The sequence below is a fragment of the Streptomyces caatingaensis genome, assembly GCF_001187435.1.
GTDB classification, from domain to species: domain Bacteria; phylum Actinomycetota; class Actinomycetes; order Streptomycetales; family Streptomycetaceae; genus Streptomyces; species Streptomyces caatingaensis.
Genome location: NZ_LFXA01000005.1, coordinates 93,359 through 109,134 on the forward strand (window position 1 = coordinate 93,359; position 15,776 = coordinate 109,134).

Annotated in this window: 13 protein-coding genes; 1 reads left to right on the forward strand and 12 read right to left on the reverse strand. The window is 67.8% G+C overall.

Going from position 1 to position 15,776, the window contains the following annotated elements:
• Nucleotides 1–47: 47 nt before the first annotated feature.
• The 11 genes from AC230_RS11055 to AC230_RS11095 all read right to left on the reverse strand — a co-directional run bounded on the left by AC230_RS11055 (nucleotide 48) and on the right by AC230_RS11095 (nucleotide 13,336).
• Complete coding sequence (locus AC230_RS11055) at nucleotides 48–728, reverse strand: hypothetical protein (RefSeq protein WP_049715960.1); 681 nt, start codon at nucleotides 726–728, stop codon at nucleotides 48–50.
• Nucleotides 725–1,285, reverse strand: coding sequence for a hypothetical protein (locus tag AC230_RS11060; RefSeq protein WP_049715961.1), 561 nt, complete (start codon nucleotides 1,283–1,285; stop codon nucleotides 725–727). The genes AC230_RS11055 and AC230_RS11060 overlap by 4 nt, the downstream gene beginning before the upstream one ends.
• A 91-nt stretch (nucleotides 1,286–1,376) precedes the next feature.
• Nucleotides 1,377–2,747: an MGMT family protein gene (locus AC230_RS11065; RefSeq protein WP_479683268.1), complete on the reverse strand. Its 1,371-nt coding sequence runs from the start codon at nucleotides 2,745–2,747 to the stop codon at nucleotides 1,377–1,379.
• Nucleotides 2,647–3,402: a DHHA1 domain-containing protein gene (locus AC230_RS34805; RefSeq protein WP_479683266.1), complete on the reverse strand. Its 756-nt coding sequence runs from the start codon at nucleotides 3,400–3,402 to the stop codon at nucleotides 2,647–2,649. The genes AC230_RS11065 and AC230_RS34805 overlap by 101 nt, the downstream gene beginning before the upstream one ends.
• A 51-nt stretch (nucleotides 3,403–3,453) precedes the next feature.
• Nucleotides 3,454–3,600, reverse strand: a complete 147-nt coding sequence (locus AC230_RS32520) for a hypothetical protein (protein WP_157868552.1) — start codon at nucleotides 3,598–3,600, stop codon at nucleotides 3,454–3,456.
• 135 nt (nucleotides 3,601–3,735) lie between these two features.
• Entirely contained in the window at nucleotides 3,736–6,159 is a 2,424-nt protein-coding gene (locus tag AC230_RS11070; RefSeq protein ID WP_049715963.1) for a DEAD/DEAH box helicase family protein, read from the reverse strand.
• Between the two features lie 112 nt (nucleotides 6,160–6,271).
• Nucleotides 6,272–7,627 carry a site-specific DNA-methyltransferase gene (locus AC230_RS11075; protein WP_157868553.1) on the reverse strand — a complete coding sequence of 452 codons (1,356 nt, stop codon included), beginning with the start codon at nucleotides 7,625–7,627 and terminating at the stop codon, nucleotides 6,272–6,274.
• A gap of 335 nt (nucleotides 7,628–7,962) precedes the next feature.
• A complete protein-coding gene (locus AC230_RS31000; protein WP_078871148.1) occupies nucleotides 7,963–8,292 on the reverse strand; it encodes a hypothetical protein in 330 nt (109 codons plus the stop codon).
• Nucleotides 8,293–8,488: 196 nt separating this feature from the next.
• Complete coding sequence (alaS, locus tag AC230_RS11085; RefSeq protein WP_241833184.1) at nucleotides 8,489–10,339, reverse strand: alanine--tRNA ligase; 1,851 nt, start codon at nucleotides 10,337–10,339, stop codon at nucleotides 8,489–8,491.
• A 244-nt stretch (nucleotides 10,340–10,583) separates the two neighbouring features.
• Nucleotides 10,584–12,374, reverse strand: coding sequence for a hypothetical protein (locus AC230_RS11090; RefSeq protein ID WP_078870844.1), 1,791 nt, complete (start codon nucleotides 12,372–12,374; stop codon nucleotides 10,584–10,586).
• 35 nt (nucleotides 12,375–12,409) lie between these two features.
• Nucleotides 12,410–13,336 (reverse strand): hypothetical protein, encoded by a 927-nt coding sequence (locus tag AC230_RS11095; protein WP_241833016.1) that lies wholly within the window; start codon nucleotides 13,334–13,336, stop codon nucleotides 12,410–12,412.
• 87 nt (nucleotides 13,337–13,423) lie between these two features.
• Between AC230_RS11095 and AC230_RS11100 the strand changes: the two genes are divergently transcribed.
• Nucleotides 13,424–13,774 carry a helix-turn-helix domain-containing protein gene (locus AC230_RS11100; RefSeq protein ID WP_206743340.1) on the forward strand — a complete coding sequence of 117 codons (351 nt, stop codon included), beginning with the start codon at nucleotides 13,424–13,426 and terminating at the stop codon, nucleotides 13,772–13,774.
• A 157-nt stretch (nucleotides 13,775–13,931) separates the two neighbouring features.
• Here AC230_RS11100 and AC230_RS31920 read toward each other — a convergent pair whose 3' ends face one another.
• A complete protein-coding gene (locus AC230_RS31920) occupies nucleotides 13,932–14,117 on the reverse strand; it encodes a hypothetical protein (protein WP_049715965.1) in 186 nt (61 codons plus the stop codon).
• Nucleotides 14,118–15,776 lie beyond the last annotated feature (1,659 nt).

Here is a 15,776-nt window from a genome sequence, read left to right on the forward strand (position 1 = left end):
TGCCACTCATGCGCAGTTCTTGTCGCTGCGGCGTTTGACCAGCGGGGTCAGATCACCGTTGAGGGTGTGTGCTTGCTCAGGTAGCTCTTGAAGGTCTTCCTGATCTCTGCCTGGAGGTATCCCACCTGTGGTGAGTTGGGCACCACATCCGGCTCGAACCCTCTCTTTCGGGCATCGAGGTACCGCACGATGCTCGATGATCTGGTGTTGGAGACGAAGAGCTCGTTCTGGGTGCGGATGTCGGCGCGCAGTCCCTCAAAGTTCCGCGCGAGATCGATGCCCAGGTTGGAGGTGTAGTACTTGCACTCGACGATGAGGACGGACTGACTCCCTCGTGGGGCGATGCCCTGTGCCCGGCTCAAGGCGGCTTCCTCAGCCGGCAGCACCAGCACGTCGCACTCGTGGAGAACGCCCGACGTGCCGGCCACGTACACACCGAGGTGGACTTCAAGGGCGGGTGCACCGTCGAAATCGATCACGGCATGGGTGAAAGGCTGGCTGTCGCTGTGCAGGTGACCAGGTCCTGTCCGGAAGACCAGGCTGCTGGCCTTCGCCCCGTAGACATCTTCGTAGGTGACAGTGGCGCCATGCCGACTCGCAGTGGCGACGATCAACGAGAAGATGAAGCCCTCGTAGACGTCGTTCGGCTTCGAAGCGGAGTCGTACGAGACGGCCCCTGCAGCCAGAAGACTTTTGATCTCGCTGACCAGATGATCGACAGTACTCAACTGCGCACCTCCCTCGCCACATCGGCCAACAGCTGGCTAACGCGCGTACGCTGCTGTGCAGGCATCCGATCTGCCCGGAACTCCGTTCGACTACGGCGCGATTGAGCGCTTTCGTCCGGTTCGAATACGACTGCCTCGGCGATGCTCCGGCTGCCAGCGTCGCCCTCGGCCCCGGCGCGGAGCGTCTTCAGCGACTCCAGCTCTATCTCGGGCAGCTCGACGAGCACTCGCCTCATTGCATTCAGGAGGAGCTGGACACGTTCTTCGTCTGTCATGGCTCGCGTGGCGATGACCAGCGTCCCTCGCTTGCGCGATGCCTCGATCTCGACGTGGCCGAGCTCGCTGCGGTCCACGACCTCGTATCGGGCCGCCACCGAGATCGGGCTGGCGGCATACGTGTCGTCACCGCGGCGCTGAGGACGGCGACGGAGAATCTTCTCCTCAGGCACTCCTGCGGCGATTGCCGCGTCGACATCATCGAGCACCCAACTCAATGCGGTGTCTCGCAGTGCTTCGCGGAGCTGCTGCTCCACGCGGCGCAGTTCGAACTGGTTCATGTCCCCCCTCGTGTCAAGAGTCCCCGTCTGAGGTAGTCAGCCGGTCGATGGCTCCTCTCCGGCCTGTTCCGTCTCGGCGGAAGCGCCGCGGTCAGCTGTCGAGTAGACGCTGAAGTGTCTGCAGCGGCAGGCGGGCTTCCGAAGCGGCGGCTCCGCCGTCGAATTGGACCCCCTCGGCCGCGAGGATATCTGCGGGTGTGTCCGTGCGCGTCGGGTCGGTCCACTGGAAGCCCGCGCTGACGCGCCCCGCTGCGGTGAGGACCCGCCAGGCGTTGGGGCACTGCTCGCAAGTGGCCAGGTGGGTGCCGACCGGAACGGCGTGGCTGCCTATGACGGACGCCACGTCGCCGTAGGTGGTCCACCGCCCGGACGGAATGGCGCCAAGCAGGGTGTGGAGGCTCGTCCAGTCCTTGCGGGCGCTGCTGAACTGCTTGGCCAGGTCCGCGAGGCTGACGCCTGCCAACGCCTCCCATTCCATGGGGTCAACCGCGCTTGGGACATCGTCGGTGTCGACGTCCCACCAGGTCGTGCCCCGTATCCCGTCGGGTGTACGGCCGGTCACGCTCTTGAAGATGTGGTTGGCCAGCCCGGTCGGCGTGTACGGCTTGCCATCGGCGTCCCAGGTCAGCGGTTTGGCGGTGTTGTTGTTCCAGGTGGCCGTCGCGCGACGTGCATCCTCACCCGCCCAGGCAAGGATGGCCTCGCGAATGGACTGCGGCGCGCCGTGCCTCGGCGTCAGCCGCAGCCGGATCCCGTCCGGCAGCAGGCCGGCGGCGACGAGGACATGCGCGGCCTTGCGGGCCCGGGAGCGCTCCTCCAGCTTCTGGGCAGCGGCCTTGGCCTCGACCCGGGCCGGAGCGAGTGTGAACTCCTCCACTTCTGGCGTCGGATAGACCTTGGTGAAACCCACGACGAGGTGGGTTTCCACCTTCCACAGGCCCACCTGCACCAGGTCGATGTCGAGATTCATCTCCGACAGCCACACAACGGTGTGGGTCACTTGCTTGGGGAAGTCGGCGGCGATGATCACCTGCCGAGGTCGCTGGAGCAGCTCCGGACTCCAGTCTCCGTCCACATGGTCGAGGAGACGTTGCCTGCATGCGTCGAGTTCGACGGCCTGCCCCCTGCTCGCCAGGAAGTCGTGGTGCGCCTGCGCCAAGGTGTCGAGGTCAAACCGGGACACCAAGGCAGCGTAGGTGATCGACTGGAGATGTACGTCCCGGTCGGCCGTTCCCCGCTTCAGCTCAACCACCACGAGGCGCCCGGTGGCGTCGAGCCCCAGGACGTCCAGCCGGTCCCGTGCCGGTACTCCCTCCGTGTCGGCCCACCGGTCGAACTCCGCGGTGATCACGAGTACCGACTCACCAAGGACATGAGGGTTGTCGATCACCCACTCCTGTAGGTGCTGCCGTTCCAGGAGCCCTTCCGTGGCCAGCCCGGTCGGTGAAATCGGTGTTGCCAGGCGACCTGCAACGGCAAAGAGATGATCCACGTTCCCTCCTCGTGTCCATTTTGGGGATCGCCGGTTTGCCCAGTAGGGGCTGAGCGGGTCGGCATCGCCTGACGTTATCGGCCACCGAGCCGGGCGATGGCGTCCCCGACCACGGTAGTGAGGGCCTGGTTGAGGTGTTCGGGGCGGCGTCCGCCCGCGCTTGCGAGGGTTCTGTGCCGCCGCCTCCTCCGTCGACCGTCCGCGCGGCGCGGGTGATGACCTGTGCGGCTTGGACGCCGCGGCTGAGCAGATGAGGCGAGACGGACGCGACGAGCAGGGCCTTGCCTGAGTGCTCCAGGGCCAGAACCACGATCGCGGGAGCGGCGGGCAACTGGGCGAGGGTCTCGGAGGCCAGCTGCCGTAGCTCGTCCTGCGTGAGGCCGGTGACCTGCGGGGGGGGGCGGGCAGGCGGGTTGGCGTGCGTTGTGGACCTGACGACGAAGTTGCGGCGAGGACGGCATGTCTCCACCGTTCTGTTTCCGGCTCCGAGCGATCTGCCGTCGCGGAACTGGCCGACGCCAACTGGCGGCACCCAGTTGCCTCTGCTGACCGCATCTGCGAGCTGTTGTCCGCTTCCACCGCGGGCCACCCACCTGGTGGCCCGCCGCTCGCTCGCCTCCGGCACTGTCGGCCTTCCTACCAGCCCTTCCGGGGGTGCAGGCAGGAGCGCGCGGCGTCAGGAAGCGAGGGCGAGAAGCCTGGTCTGCGTGGCAGTCCAGCGCTTGCTCACCTCGCTGTCGCCGAGCGCGGTGTGGAGGCCAGCGAACAGGTCGTAGACCCGGCCCTCGGACAGGGCGAAGGAGTAGAGAAAGGGCCAAGTCACGGACTGCGCGACCTGGCATCTTTCGGAGTAGCCGCCGGAATTCGAACCCGAGATCTGCGCGTTACGACGGCCCCCACAAGAATTCCGCTTCCCCAAACTGGAGGCGCCTGACCTTGATCGCCGCAACACGGTTGATCATTCCGGCTTGGCAAGTGCAATCAGGGACTCCCACGACCCCTTGGCATCCTTGATGATCTTCTCGGTCGCGAAGACGTACCGCCACGTGCCGAACTCGCCATAGTCCCGGACGAAACGTGCCCAATCCTCAGCGGCTCGCCGCTTCTCCAGCACCTCGGGATCATTCGCTCGGTCGTTGGCCTTGCCCTCCACGACCCAGTACGTTCCCTCGGCGTCGAGGACGATGAAGTCCGGATAGTACTTCTTCCCGTTGTCCCGCTCGATCCAGATGGGGCCCGGGTCGTAGTTGCGCAGCCACCACTGGACGCTGGGGCTCGCGTCGAACAGGTGCGCCAGGGCGTACTCGGTGCTGCCGGCATCAAAGGAGGCAACCGGTTCGACCGAGTGTTCCCAGCCCTCGTACCAGAGGTCCTTACGGAAATCCGCCCACTTACTGACGACGTTCGAGGGCATGGGCGGCGGGGGCACAGTCGGGACGTCTACCGGCCGGAAGGCGTAAGCGGGCTGGAGCTTACGGGTGTCGTAGGCAGTCTTGACCAACTTACCGAGGGCAGTGGCTGCCTGGGCGGCACGCAGTTCACCCCACTCGTGCTCCTGGTCTTCCGCGGTGACGCCGGCTCCCGCCAAGAACTCGCGGACAACGCGTTCGGCCGCTCGGGATTCGGCAAGCGTCTCCTCCACGTAACCACTGTTCCAGATCCGCCCAAAGAGATCGTTGCGGAGCTCGGAGATTGGGATGAGCTTCTGGGTGGCGTCAACCGATTCGGCTGCCGTCACGAACGTGTCCACCTTGCTGTCCATGCCACGCTGGGCGTCGACCGCCTGCCGCACCAACGGGACCTTGAACTCGTGCTTGTACGCGGTGCCCTCAGACCGCGCGGCCGCGTTGTCGATGTAGCTGAAGGAGAAACGAACAGGAAGAATCTCCCGCTCACGCCTGGGGAAGCGGATCGTCGGCGCACCGGGGACCTTGGCGCGAAGCGTTGCGACGGCCTTCGTGTCACGCTTGCCTTGGGCCATGACAGCGTCAAACGACTCCACATGTAGCAACGGAGAGCCGTCCACCAAGTCGTCTCCGATAACGCGCGGACGGGACGTAAAGGTAAGGATCTGCTGCTCGTCGCCGCTGCTCGGCTGGTTCACAACAGGGGCCGGCTGCGGACGGTCCTTGTCCACGTCACCGCCACCAGTGGGCAGAACCTGTTGCAGCAGCGCGTCCTTGTTGGCCAGCAACTGCCGGTAGGACTCGTGGGCAACGAGGTCAACCGTGTCCACCATGGGGGTACCAACCCGACGCCCGTAAGGCAACCGCAGCCCTCGGCCGAGGACCTGTTCCGTCAGGGTCTCCGACGCGAGAGCGCGCAGGCCGACGATGACCCCAATGTTCTTGACGTCCCAGCCTTCCTTCAGCTTGTTCACCGAGACCACGACGCGCACTGGCGAGTCGGCCTCTTCCACCTCAGCCAGGGCCCGCAGTGCGGTGTCGCTCGACTGCGAGGTGATGGTGAGCACCTGCCCCTCGTCGGGAAACATGTCGTCGGCTGTCAGCCTGTTCGCGACACGCTCGGCGTCAGGGATGTCACGGCACACCACGAAGAGCACAGGGTGCACGGGGGTCCTGCCCTGTGCTTCCGCCCAGGCAGTCCATGCGGCGTCCTTTATCCGCAGTAGATGGCAAGCGTCGGCAAGGACCGTACTCTCGTCCTTCCGGCCATCCGGGCGGTAGACGATCACAGGGATCTTCACGAAGCCGTCGGCAATGGCCTCGGCGAGGGAATACTGGAAGATCGGCTTGACACCTGGTGCAGGTGTTGCGGTGAGTCCGACGACTGCCCGCGCGCCCAGGTCCTCGATGGCCTGGTTGAACGACTTGGCTCTTGAGCTGTAGACGTGGTGCTCGTCCGCAATGACGACGAGGTCCTCTACCTGCTGAAGGTGCTGGTAGAGACCCGTGCCGATGAACTCGTCTCGGGCTCGGACCCGCCTGGACGTCTTGTCGCTGGGCCGGATCAACTGCTGCACGTTGAAGACGAACAGCTTCGTGACCGTGTCGTCGTGCAGGGCATCGCCCACCTGTCCTCGGGAGAAGTTCTCCGAGGTGATCACCAGCGGCTCGGCGTCACTACCATTCACGAACTTCGCATGCCCAGGAGTGAAGTTGGCGACCGTCTTGTCTTGGATCGTCGTGCCGGGCGTGACGACCAGGACGTTCCGAACTCCCTGCGCGGCCAGGTAGTCCACCAGGCCAGCAAGGATGTACGTCTTACCGACGCCCGTCGCCAAGTCGCACACCACTTCGCGGCCGTCCCCGTCCGCGATCGCTTCGGCAACTGTACGAACGGCCGACGCATTGGGCGCCCGAAGGTCCAACCTCGCCGCGATGTCGTCCACGAGCGAGGCGTCGTAGTCGATCCAGGTCATCGCACAGCCTTCCCGCGACGCACCAGGTCGCGAGGCGCCTTAAGCACCTTGGATCCCCGGCTCAGCTCCGCAACGAGACTCTCAGCTTCGGGCGTGACGCCCCTGCCGACGATCACTGCTCGTTCTCCCTCGTCCAAATGCCCAATAACGCCTCGGGCCACGACCTCGTCCACGACGCCGTCGACAACGGCCAGCCGAGCACGTCCCTTCGTGCCGCAGAACGGTCCACCGTCTGCGCTGTCGTACATGAAGCCCAACTGGGCTGCGACGACGGCAGCAAAGTCTTCGCCCTTGACCCAATCCGTGAGGAAGACGCGGCCATCGGCGATCTCGAACGCGGACGGCGATGCCTTGAGGCTCCTGAAGCCGCCTCCGCCTTCCCATCCAACGGTCTTCGTGATGCCCCCGGGTCATCGCCGGCGACGACCTTCTCCAAACGGGGACGGGTGAAGGTCTCAACCGTCTCCTCGAGGAGCTCGGCAGTCACCCAACGGCGGTCCATCTTGTGCGCTACGGCAGCGGTGGTGCCCGAGCCGGCGAACACGTCGACGACAACGTCGCCCGGGTCAGTGGCGATCTGGATCACGCGCTTCAAGAGAGCCTCAGGCTTTGGGGTCGAGAAGATCCGCGACCGGTCGAAGAGCTTGGTCACCTCGGCCTTCGCCTGGCGGTTATCGCCGACCTCGTCGTGCGTCCAGAAGGTGGTAGGCACGAGGCCACCCAGTTCCGACTGGAACCTCTTTCGGAACGGGAAGGTGCGCCCCGTCTTCCCCCACCAGAGCCGGTTGTCCTCGCGCAGTGCGTCGAATGTCTCCCTTGAGCACGACCACCAACGGTTGCCTCGCGGGGAAAACACATCGCCGTATGGACCGACCACTTCATAGCGGCCGTCCTCGTATGCGTGGGAGGCCGTGAGGTCCGATCTACGCCAGGGGCCACGAGGGTCGTTGTCTGGGTTCCAGAACTCCTGATCGCTCAGCTCGGTGCGATCGATTTTGTTGAGCACCAGATCGCTCTTGGAGCGAGCGTAGACGAGGAGGTAGTCATGCACCGAGGAGAGATGCTGTGCCGAGTTGTTGCGAGCGTGGATCTTCTGCCAGACAACAGTCCCGACGAAGTTGCCACGTCCGAAGATTTCGTCCATGAGAACGCGGCAGTACGCCATCTCAGCATCGTCCAGATGCACCCAGACCGATCCGCCAGGGGCAAGAAGGTCACGGATGAGCAGAAGTCGGTCACGCATCATTGTGAGCCAGACAGAATGCTCGAGCGCGTCGTCGTAGTGCTGGAAAGCCTGGCCCGTGTTGAACGGCGGATCGATGTAGACGAGCTTCACCTTGCCGCGGTAGTGATTGCCGTACTCTGGGTTACGAACCAGGGCGTGCAGGGCGTCATAGCTGTCGCCGTGAATGAGAAGATTGTCCGCTGCCGTGCCGGTGACATCGCCGGCCTTGCCGGTTTCCAGCAATAGCCGGACTTCGGTAACCCGCGGGTCTTGCCGTGAAACCCACTCGTATCCGCCGTCCGCCGTGTTCCGCAGGGCCTCGTCCCTGCCGACCCACGACAGGGTCAGGCGCCCACTCGTCACCCGCGACCACTCCCATGCAGCTCGATCGGGCCGCGATGTCAAACGCGGACCACAACACTCACTGCAAAGGTACCGGCCGCCGCCGACAGCGACGGGCGGTTGCGAGTCATAGGTGCTGCGGTTCTGCCGGTAGGTACCGCCCGGAGGGTGCAGTGTGTTACGCCTCACAGTCGCCCGCCCGCGCGGCGCCCAGATGCCGGGATAGGCGGAGCACGTCAGGCGGATTCGTTGCACGTCTGGCAGCGGCGGGTTGCCACGCGGGCCGTGTTGCCCGCGGTGGCTCGCACGGGATGGCTGGAGGAGATCCTTGACCACGTGCCTGCGGCGACGGTGGTCCAGCCCCATCTCGGGGCTTTGATCTCGCTCTCGGACAGGTGCGTGCAGCCGGGGATGTGGGCGTACTGGGTCGGCGAGATCAGGATGGTGTTCGGGTTCCAGTTCCCCCAGTGGGGATGGGAGGCGATCTTGCGCTGTGGCGGTTGCGGCGCACATGCACAGCCGGCTCCGATGATCAGGTCGCAGTGATCGCAGCGGCTGGTGGTCATGGGCGGGCATCCTTCGATGCGGGAACAATCTGCCGTGCATTCTCGTGGAGGGCGATCGCCTCTCGCCACCACAGAGGTACGTCGAGCGAGAGGCATTGCCGAGAGTCGTGAACCCCGGTAGCGGACGGCTCTCGGACCTGTTGCGGATGGCGTTGTTGGTGGGGGACTTGCCAGCAGGTCCCCCACCACTCTGCGCTCACTGGTCGTCGAGCAGGCGGGTCGCTGCTTGGGCGGTGAGGTCCAGGGCCTGGGAGAGAGCCTGAGGGCGGCGTCCTCCGGCGCTGGCCAGCGGGCCACTGCCGCCGGAGCCGCCGCCGACGCTGCGTGCGGCCTCGGCGAGGAGCTGGCTGGCGTGGGTGCCGGCCTGGTGGAGGTCGGGCGAGATCGCGGCGGCGAGGAGGGCCTTGCCCTCGTGTTCGGTGCCCAGGACCACGATGGCCGGGCTCTTGCCGAGCCGGGCAAGGGTAACGGCGACGAGACCACGGAGTTCCTCCGGGGCGACGCCGGTGACGCGCTGGACGACCAACTGGCCGTGACCGGTCGGCTGGGCCTGGTCGGCGAGGTGTCCGGCCTGATGCCGCAGTTCCTCGGCCCGGAGCTGGGACAGCTTCTCCTGGGCGGCGGCGAGGGCGTCCAGGCGCTTGCGCAGGGCGTCGGGGGCCTCGGTGGGGCGGGTGCCGAGCAGGCCGGCGAGTTCGGCCAGCAGTCGCCGTTCGGTGTCAAGGTGGCGGAGGGTGCCGTGGCCGGTGAGAGCTTCGACGCGGCGGAGGTTGGAGCCGATCGAGGACTCGGACAGCAGGCGGAAGGCGCCGACCTGGGAGCCGTGGGCGACGTGGGTGCCGCCGCAGAGCTCGCGGGAGAAGTCGCCGATGTCGACGATGCGAACGCGCTCGCCGTACTTCTCTCCGAACAGCGCGATGGCCCCGGCGGCCTCGGCCTCCGCCCGGTCGGCATGCCAGGCCCGCACTTCCGGGTCGTCGAGGACGTGCCCGTTGACGGCCGCCTCGATGGCGGTGAGCTGCTCGGGGGCGAGGGCGGCGAAGTGCGCGAAGTCGAAGCGGAGCCGGTCGGGCTCGACGAGGGAGCCTTGCTGGCGGGCATGATCGCCGAGGGTGGCCATGACGACGGCGTGCAGGATGTGGGTGGCCGAGTGTGAGCGCATGAGGCCGGCCCGGCGTTCGGCATCCACGACCGCTTCGCCGCTGGCGCCGGTACGGAGCTCACCCTCCAGGACGCGGGCGGCATGGACGCGGAAGCCTTCCAGCCCATAGCGGGTGTCCGTGATCTCCAGGACGGTGCCGTCGCCCATGGTCAGGGTGCCGGTGTCGCCGATCTGCCCGCCGGCCTGGGCGTAGAAGGGCGAGCGGTCCAGCACCAGCTCGACCTCGCTGCCGGCTCTGGCGGCCGGGACGACGGTGCCGCTGGAGATCAGGCCGGTGACCGTGGCTTCGGCGGTGAGGTGCTCGTAGCCGAGGAACTCTGTGCGCGGCAGGCTGGCGGCCAGTTCGCGGTAGGTGTCCATCTTGCGCAGGGCCTCGGCGGTCTTGGCCTTGCCGCCGGCCTTCGCACGCTTCTTCTGCTCGTCCAGCAGCGCGGCGAACCGCTCCTCGTCGACGGTCAGCCCGGCTTCGCGGGCGGCCTCGACGGTCAGCTCGAGCGGGAAGCCGTAGGTGTCGGCGAGCTCGAAGGCGGTCTCGCCGGGCAGGGCGGCCGAGCCGCTGCCCTGGGTGCGGGAGATCGCGGCGTCCAGCAGGCGGGTGCCCTGGGCGAGGGTGCGGGTGAAGGACTCCTCCTCGGCGGTGACAACCTGCTCGATCAGCGTGGCCTGGTTCGTCAGCTCGGGCCAGACATCGCCGAGGTTGCCGATGACGCTGGCGGTCGTGGCGGGCAGGACGGGGCCGTTGATGCCGAGGCGGCGGGCATGGCGGATCGCGCGGCGCATCAGCCGCCGCAGGATGTAACCGCGGCCGTCCTTCGCGGGCAGGACGCCGTCGGCGATGAGGAAGGCGATGGAGCGGGCGTGCTCGGTGACGACCTGGAAGGACACCTTCTCCTCGCCGGGCCGTTCTTGAGTTAGCTCAGGATCGGTTGATGAAATCCCGTCTGATCGTTTTGATCGGGCGGGATTTCTGCGTTTCCAGGGGCCGTTCGATGTCTGTTCGGGGTGGTGGATGGCGGCGTGGTGGGGGTATCAGCCTTCTGATGCGCCGACTTGCCGTTGTGAGGGCAGGGGGGCGGGCCCCGGGTGGCCGGGGCTGGCGGTGCTGCTTTGTCGTTGTCGTGTGCGTGGGTCAGGTGACGCGCGGGGGCGGCCGTCCGGTGTTTCCCGGTGGTTGGGCTGCTGGGTGATCTGGCCCGGGAGTGCCGTGGGGTTCGCGGCTGAGGCCGGTGTCGTTGTCGAGGGTGGCCCCGGTGTGTTGGTAGAGCCAGGTTTCCAGGATGTCCAGGTTCCCGATGGTGGTCATGATGGCGATCAGGAGGGTCTGGGTGACCTGTCCGGGGGCGGGCCGGTGTTTCGGGTTGCCGATGTCCATGTCACCGCTCTTGAGGCGGCCGTTGATGCCTTCGTTGTGGGAGCGGATGGGTTTGTAGGTGTGGTCCCAGGTGGGGCTGAGGTAGTGCGTGTCCTGCCGGTACTTCGCGGTCTTCAGGTCGCCGCGGGCGTCGGCGGGGACGCTGATGGCGGATGCCCCGCAGACGGCAGGCAGGTCTTCTTGAGGGGGCAGGTCGAGCCACTCGTTGTCGGGGAGCTGGACCGTGGGCCGGGCGGCGGGATGAGCGGCCCGGGACCGGGTATCGGCCAGGTTGACCACCGTCGGGGGCGGCCCGGAGGAGCGTGGCTGGTTGGGGCGGAGGCGGTTGCGGCGGGGGCAGTTCACCGATGGGGACGGACCGGCGGCCGGGCACTGCAGCCGGACGGTGCCCCGGGCGTCGGCGCTCTCCTTGAGTTTGAGGAAGTACGGCCGGCGTTGTGCGATGGCTTCCTTGAGTTCGTCGCTGCGGATGCGTACGGCCTTGTCGTCCGCGCCGTGTGTGGCCTCGACCAGTGCGGTGGGCATGCGCGGGCAGGCGAGCGAGCCGTCGACCAGGAGAGCCCCTTGCCAGGTGCCCTGGAGTCCCCGTTCCTTGACCTTGTAGTCGAGGGCGAGGCGGTAGCCGAGGCGGCGGGCGGGGACCTGGAAGTGCTGTGGGCTACATCCGGTGTAGGCGCGGTCGGCCGCGCAGGTGCCTTTGGGCAGCTGGAGTTCGTCCAGCTGCCGCAGCAGGGTGATCGCGTTGGGGCCGGTGCGGACGGTGGGGGTGTCCAGGACCAGGCCGAGGCACAGCTGCGGGTAGGCCGTCGTCTTCGCCGGGGTCGTCCCGGTGACGTGTGCGGGGCGGGTGTGGGCGGCGACGAGGAAGGTGGCGCTGTAACCGAAGACGCCTTCGTCGGAGCCGCCGCTGAAGTGCAAACCCGCGGTGATCTCGACCGAGGCCGTGCCGGAGAACTCGCTGTCGGGCTTGGCCAGGACGGGGATGGCGGTCGCGTCGACTCCGATGTCGCCGCGCCAGCCGCGCAAGTGCCCGCGCTGCTGGGCGATTCTGACCGGAGTCAGGACGAGGTCGTTGGCCAGCTTCTGCAGACGGCCGGCAGCCTGGCGTCCGGCCGGGGTGTCCCATGCCGCCGCGTGGGCATCGGCGTCCGCCTGGGGCAGGCGTCGGCGCCGGTCGCAGCGGGCCGGGTCCAGGACCGTGGTGATGCGGTCCAGACCCCGGTAGAGACGGCGGCTGGCAGCGACGCACTCCCGGGCCGAGCCCGGCGGCGCCTGGGGAATGCCCAGCCAGACGCGGGCTGTTGGCCGCAGGCGGAAATGCAGTATCCGCCACGCTTCGGCGACGGTGGCCCGCCCGGTGTAGTAGACGGCGAGCATCAGCCCGGCCAGCACCGTGCGCGGCCGCACGCCCGGCGGCCCCGGACGGCCGTCCAACAGCTCCTCCAGCCGCTGGGGCAGGCCGGAGCGGTCCAGCACCGACAGCAGCTGCCCGACCTTGGAGTCGGGTATCTCGGTCAGCCGGCCGGGACGGAGCCTTGGCCGCAGCAACCGTGCCGCCAGCTCCTCACCTTCGGGCCGGGGCCTCACCGGCGGCGACCGCGCAGGAGCCGGACGACCTCCTTGTCCGTCAGCGGCGGGACCCAGCGGTGATAGGGGGCCAGGCCGGCCGGGGAGACCATGCCCGCCGCCGATGCGACAACCGCCGGGCTGACACCTTCGGCCAGCAGCCGGACGATCCAGGTCGACCGCAGCCGGCGGGCCGACAGCGGCGGGAGACCGGCATGCGGGCGGTGACGGTGCGGCCAGGACGAGACGAGGTTCTTCGCCGCCGCCACCTTCCGGCCCGGCCGGAACAGGAAACCCGCCCCCGCCGTCTCCCTCAGCTCGGCGAGCACGGTCTCCCATCCGGTGTGGCAGGCCACCAGCCGGCCGAGCATCTCCTGGTCCAGCACCGCGACGCCGGATGTGGTGACGCGGATGTGGCTGCCCCGGACCCGGGGGACCTCGCCGGGTGCCAGGCCGCATCCGGCACCCAGCGCCATCAGCGCCAGGCCGTCCAGCCGGGCCTGTCCCGGCAGTTGGGCCGCCCAGGCCCGCAACCGCGACAACTCCCCGCGCTCGTAAGGAGGCTGTGGGTCGCGCGGCGAGGACAGCCGTGCAGCGGGCGCCTCACCGCGTTGCACCCACACCAGGGCCTCACGCACCCGCCGCAGCCAGGAGCGGTAGGTCTGCACGGTGGAGCCGTCCATGCCGGCACAGCCCGACAGCACGAACGCGTCGATCGTCTCGGTCCGCATCCACACCCCGGGATCCCGCGGGAGCCCGCAGCCGTCCGCCCACACCGCCAGCCGCCCCACCACATGCAGCAGATGCCCCGCCTCGTAGCAGGTGGCAGGAGCCGCCGCGGCCACCGTCGCTCTGACCTGGTCGGCGACCGGCGCCCACCGCCGGTGTGGCAGACGGGGACGGTAGTCGCGGATCCGCCGGGAAACCTCAGGGCTCAACGTCACGGTCCAACCAAATCGGCTGGACAAGCAGCCGGTGAAGGCATCGAAGCCGATCTTCACCGAGAGGAGTGCATCAACATGGTCGGAGGTTTGACCCGCAGCAGGCCGCCGCGCGATCTTGCCCGCGATCCGGAAACCTGGCCCCACGCCCTCATCGACGACCCCGCCGCCGCCGTCGTCCAGGACATCGCCCGCACCCTCGCCACCACCCTGGCGGACCAGGGCCGCAGTCTGCGGCGGGCCGCCGAAGGGTCGGGAGTCAACCGGCAGGCCATCGCCGACCTGATCGCCGGCCGCTGCTGGCCCGACATCGCCACCGTCGCCCGCCTGGAGAACTTCCTCGCCGTCACCCTCTACCCGCCCGGGGGAGGAATGCGCCGTACGCATGGAAAACAGCCCTTCCGCCCCCCGGCATCGGCGGCCGAAGGGGCGACAAAATAGGCCACGCGCCCCCGAGGCGAGCCCAGTTGCTCTAGCCTCGGGAGTGCGTGAGCCACTGCGAACGGGACCACGCCGCGCTCCCGTACGAGGGTGCCACCTCAGGGAGCTGGTTCCCTCCCCCGCCGAGGGGAGGGAACACCCAATGAACAGGCTCTCGTTAGGCGGCCTCCTTCGTCGGTGAGCCGTTGGCCCTGGCGACGGCGAACATGCCCACCGGCTCCTCGACGACCCGGCCGTTCTTCACCAGCCGCTTGCACGTCCCGCGGACCGTCGCGAGGGCCCCCGCCCTGCCTTCCCCCGGGTCGGCCGCCCGGAGCGCCTCCGTGATGTCCCGCACCGGCATCGACCGCCCCAGCAGTCACCAGAATCCGCTCGACCGCCTCCATCAACTCGCCCGTCGCGGTCCGCTGGCCTGCGGCAACCTCTGTCCGGGGAGGCGGTGGATCGTCATCGGCCGGTGCCCTGTCCTGTTGTCCGGGAGGCGGGTCCGTATTGGGCCCGGACTCCGTCTGCGGGGAGCCGTCCCCGCGGGGCCGTCCGGGGCTGTTTCTTCGTTCACGGGTGGCGGAGCATCCGCGAGGATCTCCTCAAGCGCCTCACGCAACTGGTCACGGGTGGCGGATACCTTCGCCACCTCCGCGGCGACAAGGGCGAGTTCGGCTTCGAGCTCCGACTTCCTCTGCAGCAGCCGCCCGACCTTGCCGGAGTAGAAACCGACAGCTGCCCGCAGCCCTGGTACCGCGGCTACCTCATCTGTGTCGACGGAGCCCATCCGCTCCTCCCGATACCTGGCTGCCCATGCAACGGCAGCCATCGTAGGCAACGCCAGCCGCACCTGGCAGCCAATTCGCCAACTGTGCAAGACAGTTGCAAGACCTGGCATGTCGTTCCCGCGCATCCGAAGACCTGATGCACCTCGTTCGTGTGGTCAGTGCGGTAGCGACTGCGCACGTGCGGCTGCTCGCTTCGTGGCGGAGCCTGACACCTGCCGGCCGGGCCCGGCCTCGGTCGGCTGTCGGACCGGGCAGTCCAGGAATGAAGCATTCCGGCATGCCCCTATAGTCGCCCTCATGAGCGAAGGGAAACGAGAGTTACGAGGCAGCGGCGGTCTTCGGAGCGTGCTGTTCGCAGTCGGCGCGCTGGTGGCTGCTGGGCTGCTGGCAGCCCTTGCCTGGTGGCTGGGTTGGTTGACCCCGGGACCGGATGGTTGTCGGCGAAGCTTGCGGCGAAAGCGGCAGTTGTTGTGCCCCTGGGAGTCGCGGCCTTGATCACCTGGATCAAGAAGCGTCGGTGACGCGCTCTCTCGACAACGCCCCCCTTGAGGCCCTGCCTCAGGGCAGCCGGAACCCCACCCACGCGTAGGGGAGCCCGTCCAGATCGCAGGGGCTGATCGAAAGATCCCAAACGACAACAACGGCTCAAGCTCCGCTCGTTACCGTCCGTGCGTGGACTGGTGAAGATCACGCCATGCAGGTCGGATCTGTTGCCCTTGCAACCCCAGGGCTCGCTTCGTCCTGCGATCGCGACGCTGACTGGGTGAAGGAACCACCTCCCGCTCCCGGTTCCTGAGCACCCGGGTCCCACTCCCGGCGGCACTGTTCGGAGGCGACAGTCGTCGGCCGGGGCGTACTGGCAGGCCCGGTCCGTCGCCGGCCGCCCTGAGTTCCGTTGTCTGGCGGAGCTCGGCGCGGCAAGAGGCATTCTTGGCCATGCAGTTACTTTCGGTCGCACTGTGATTGCTTTCCGTTCGTCACGCCTGATCGAGACGCGGCCTTCCTGGAAGAGCTGACCGAGCGGAACTGCGCGGAGGTGCATGCGGGTTGCCCGGAGGCGGAGGCGTCGACGCGCGAGCCCCGATGCGGAAGACCTGGGTCCGTTGGGTGGATTGCCCACGTGAGCAGGGGTCCCCAAATGGCCTGTACTGCGGTACGGCACTTGGGCTGATTGCGTCGGCCATCTAGTTTCTTGATCGCTAACGCAGCCGGGCCGCACCTTCTGCCGA

Excerpts from the sequence above, each read along its gene's own strand:
- AC230_RS31000 (WP_078871148.1), bottom strand. The coding sequence starts at position 8,292 with ATGACCACCAGCCGCTGCGATCACTGCGACCTGATCATCGGAGCCGGC.
- AC230_RS31920 (WP_049715965.1), bottom strand. The coding sequence starts at position 14,117 with ATGCCGGTGCGGGACATCACGGAGGCGCTCCGGGCGGCCGACCCGGGG.
- AC230_RS11070 (WP_049715963.1), bottom strand. The coding sequence starts at position 6,159 with ATGACCTGGATCGACTACGACGCCTCGCTCGTGGACGACATCGCGGCG.
- AC230_RS11060 (WP_049715961.1), bottom strand. The coding sequence starts at position 1,285 with ATGAACCAGTTCGAACTGCGCCGCGTGGAGCAGCAGCTCCGCGAAGCA.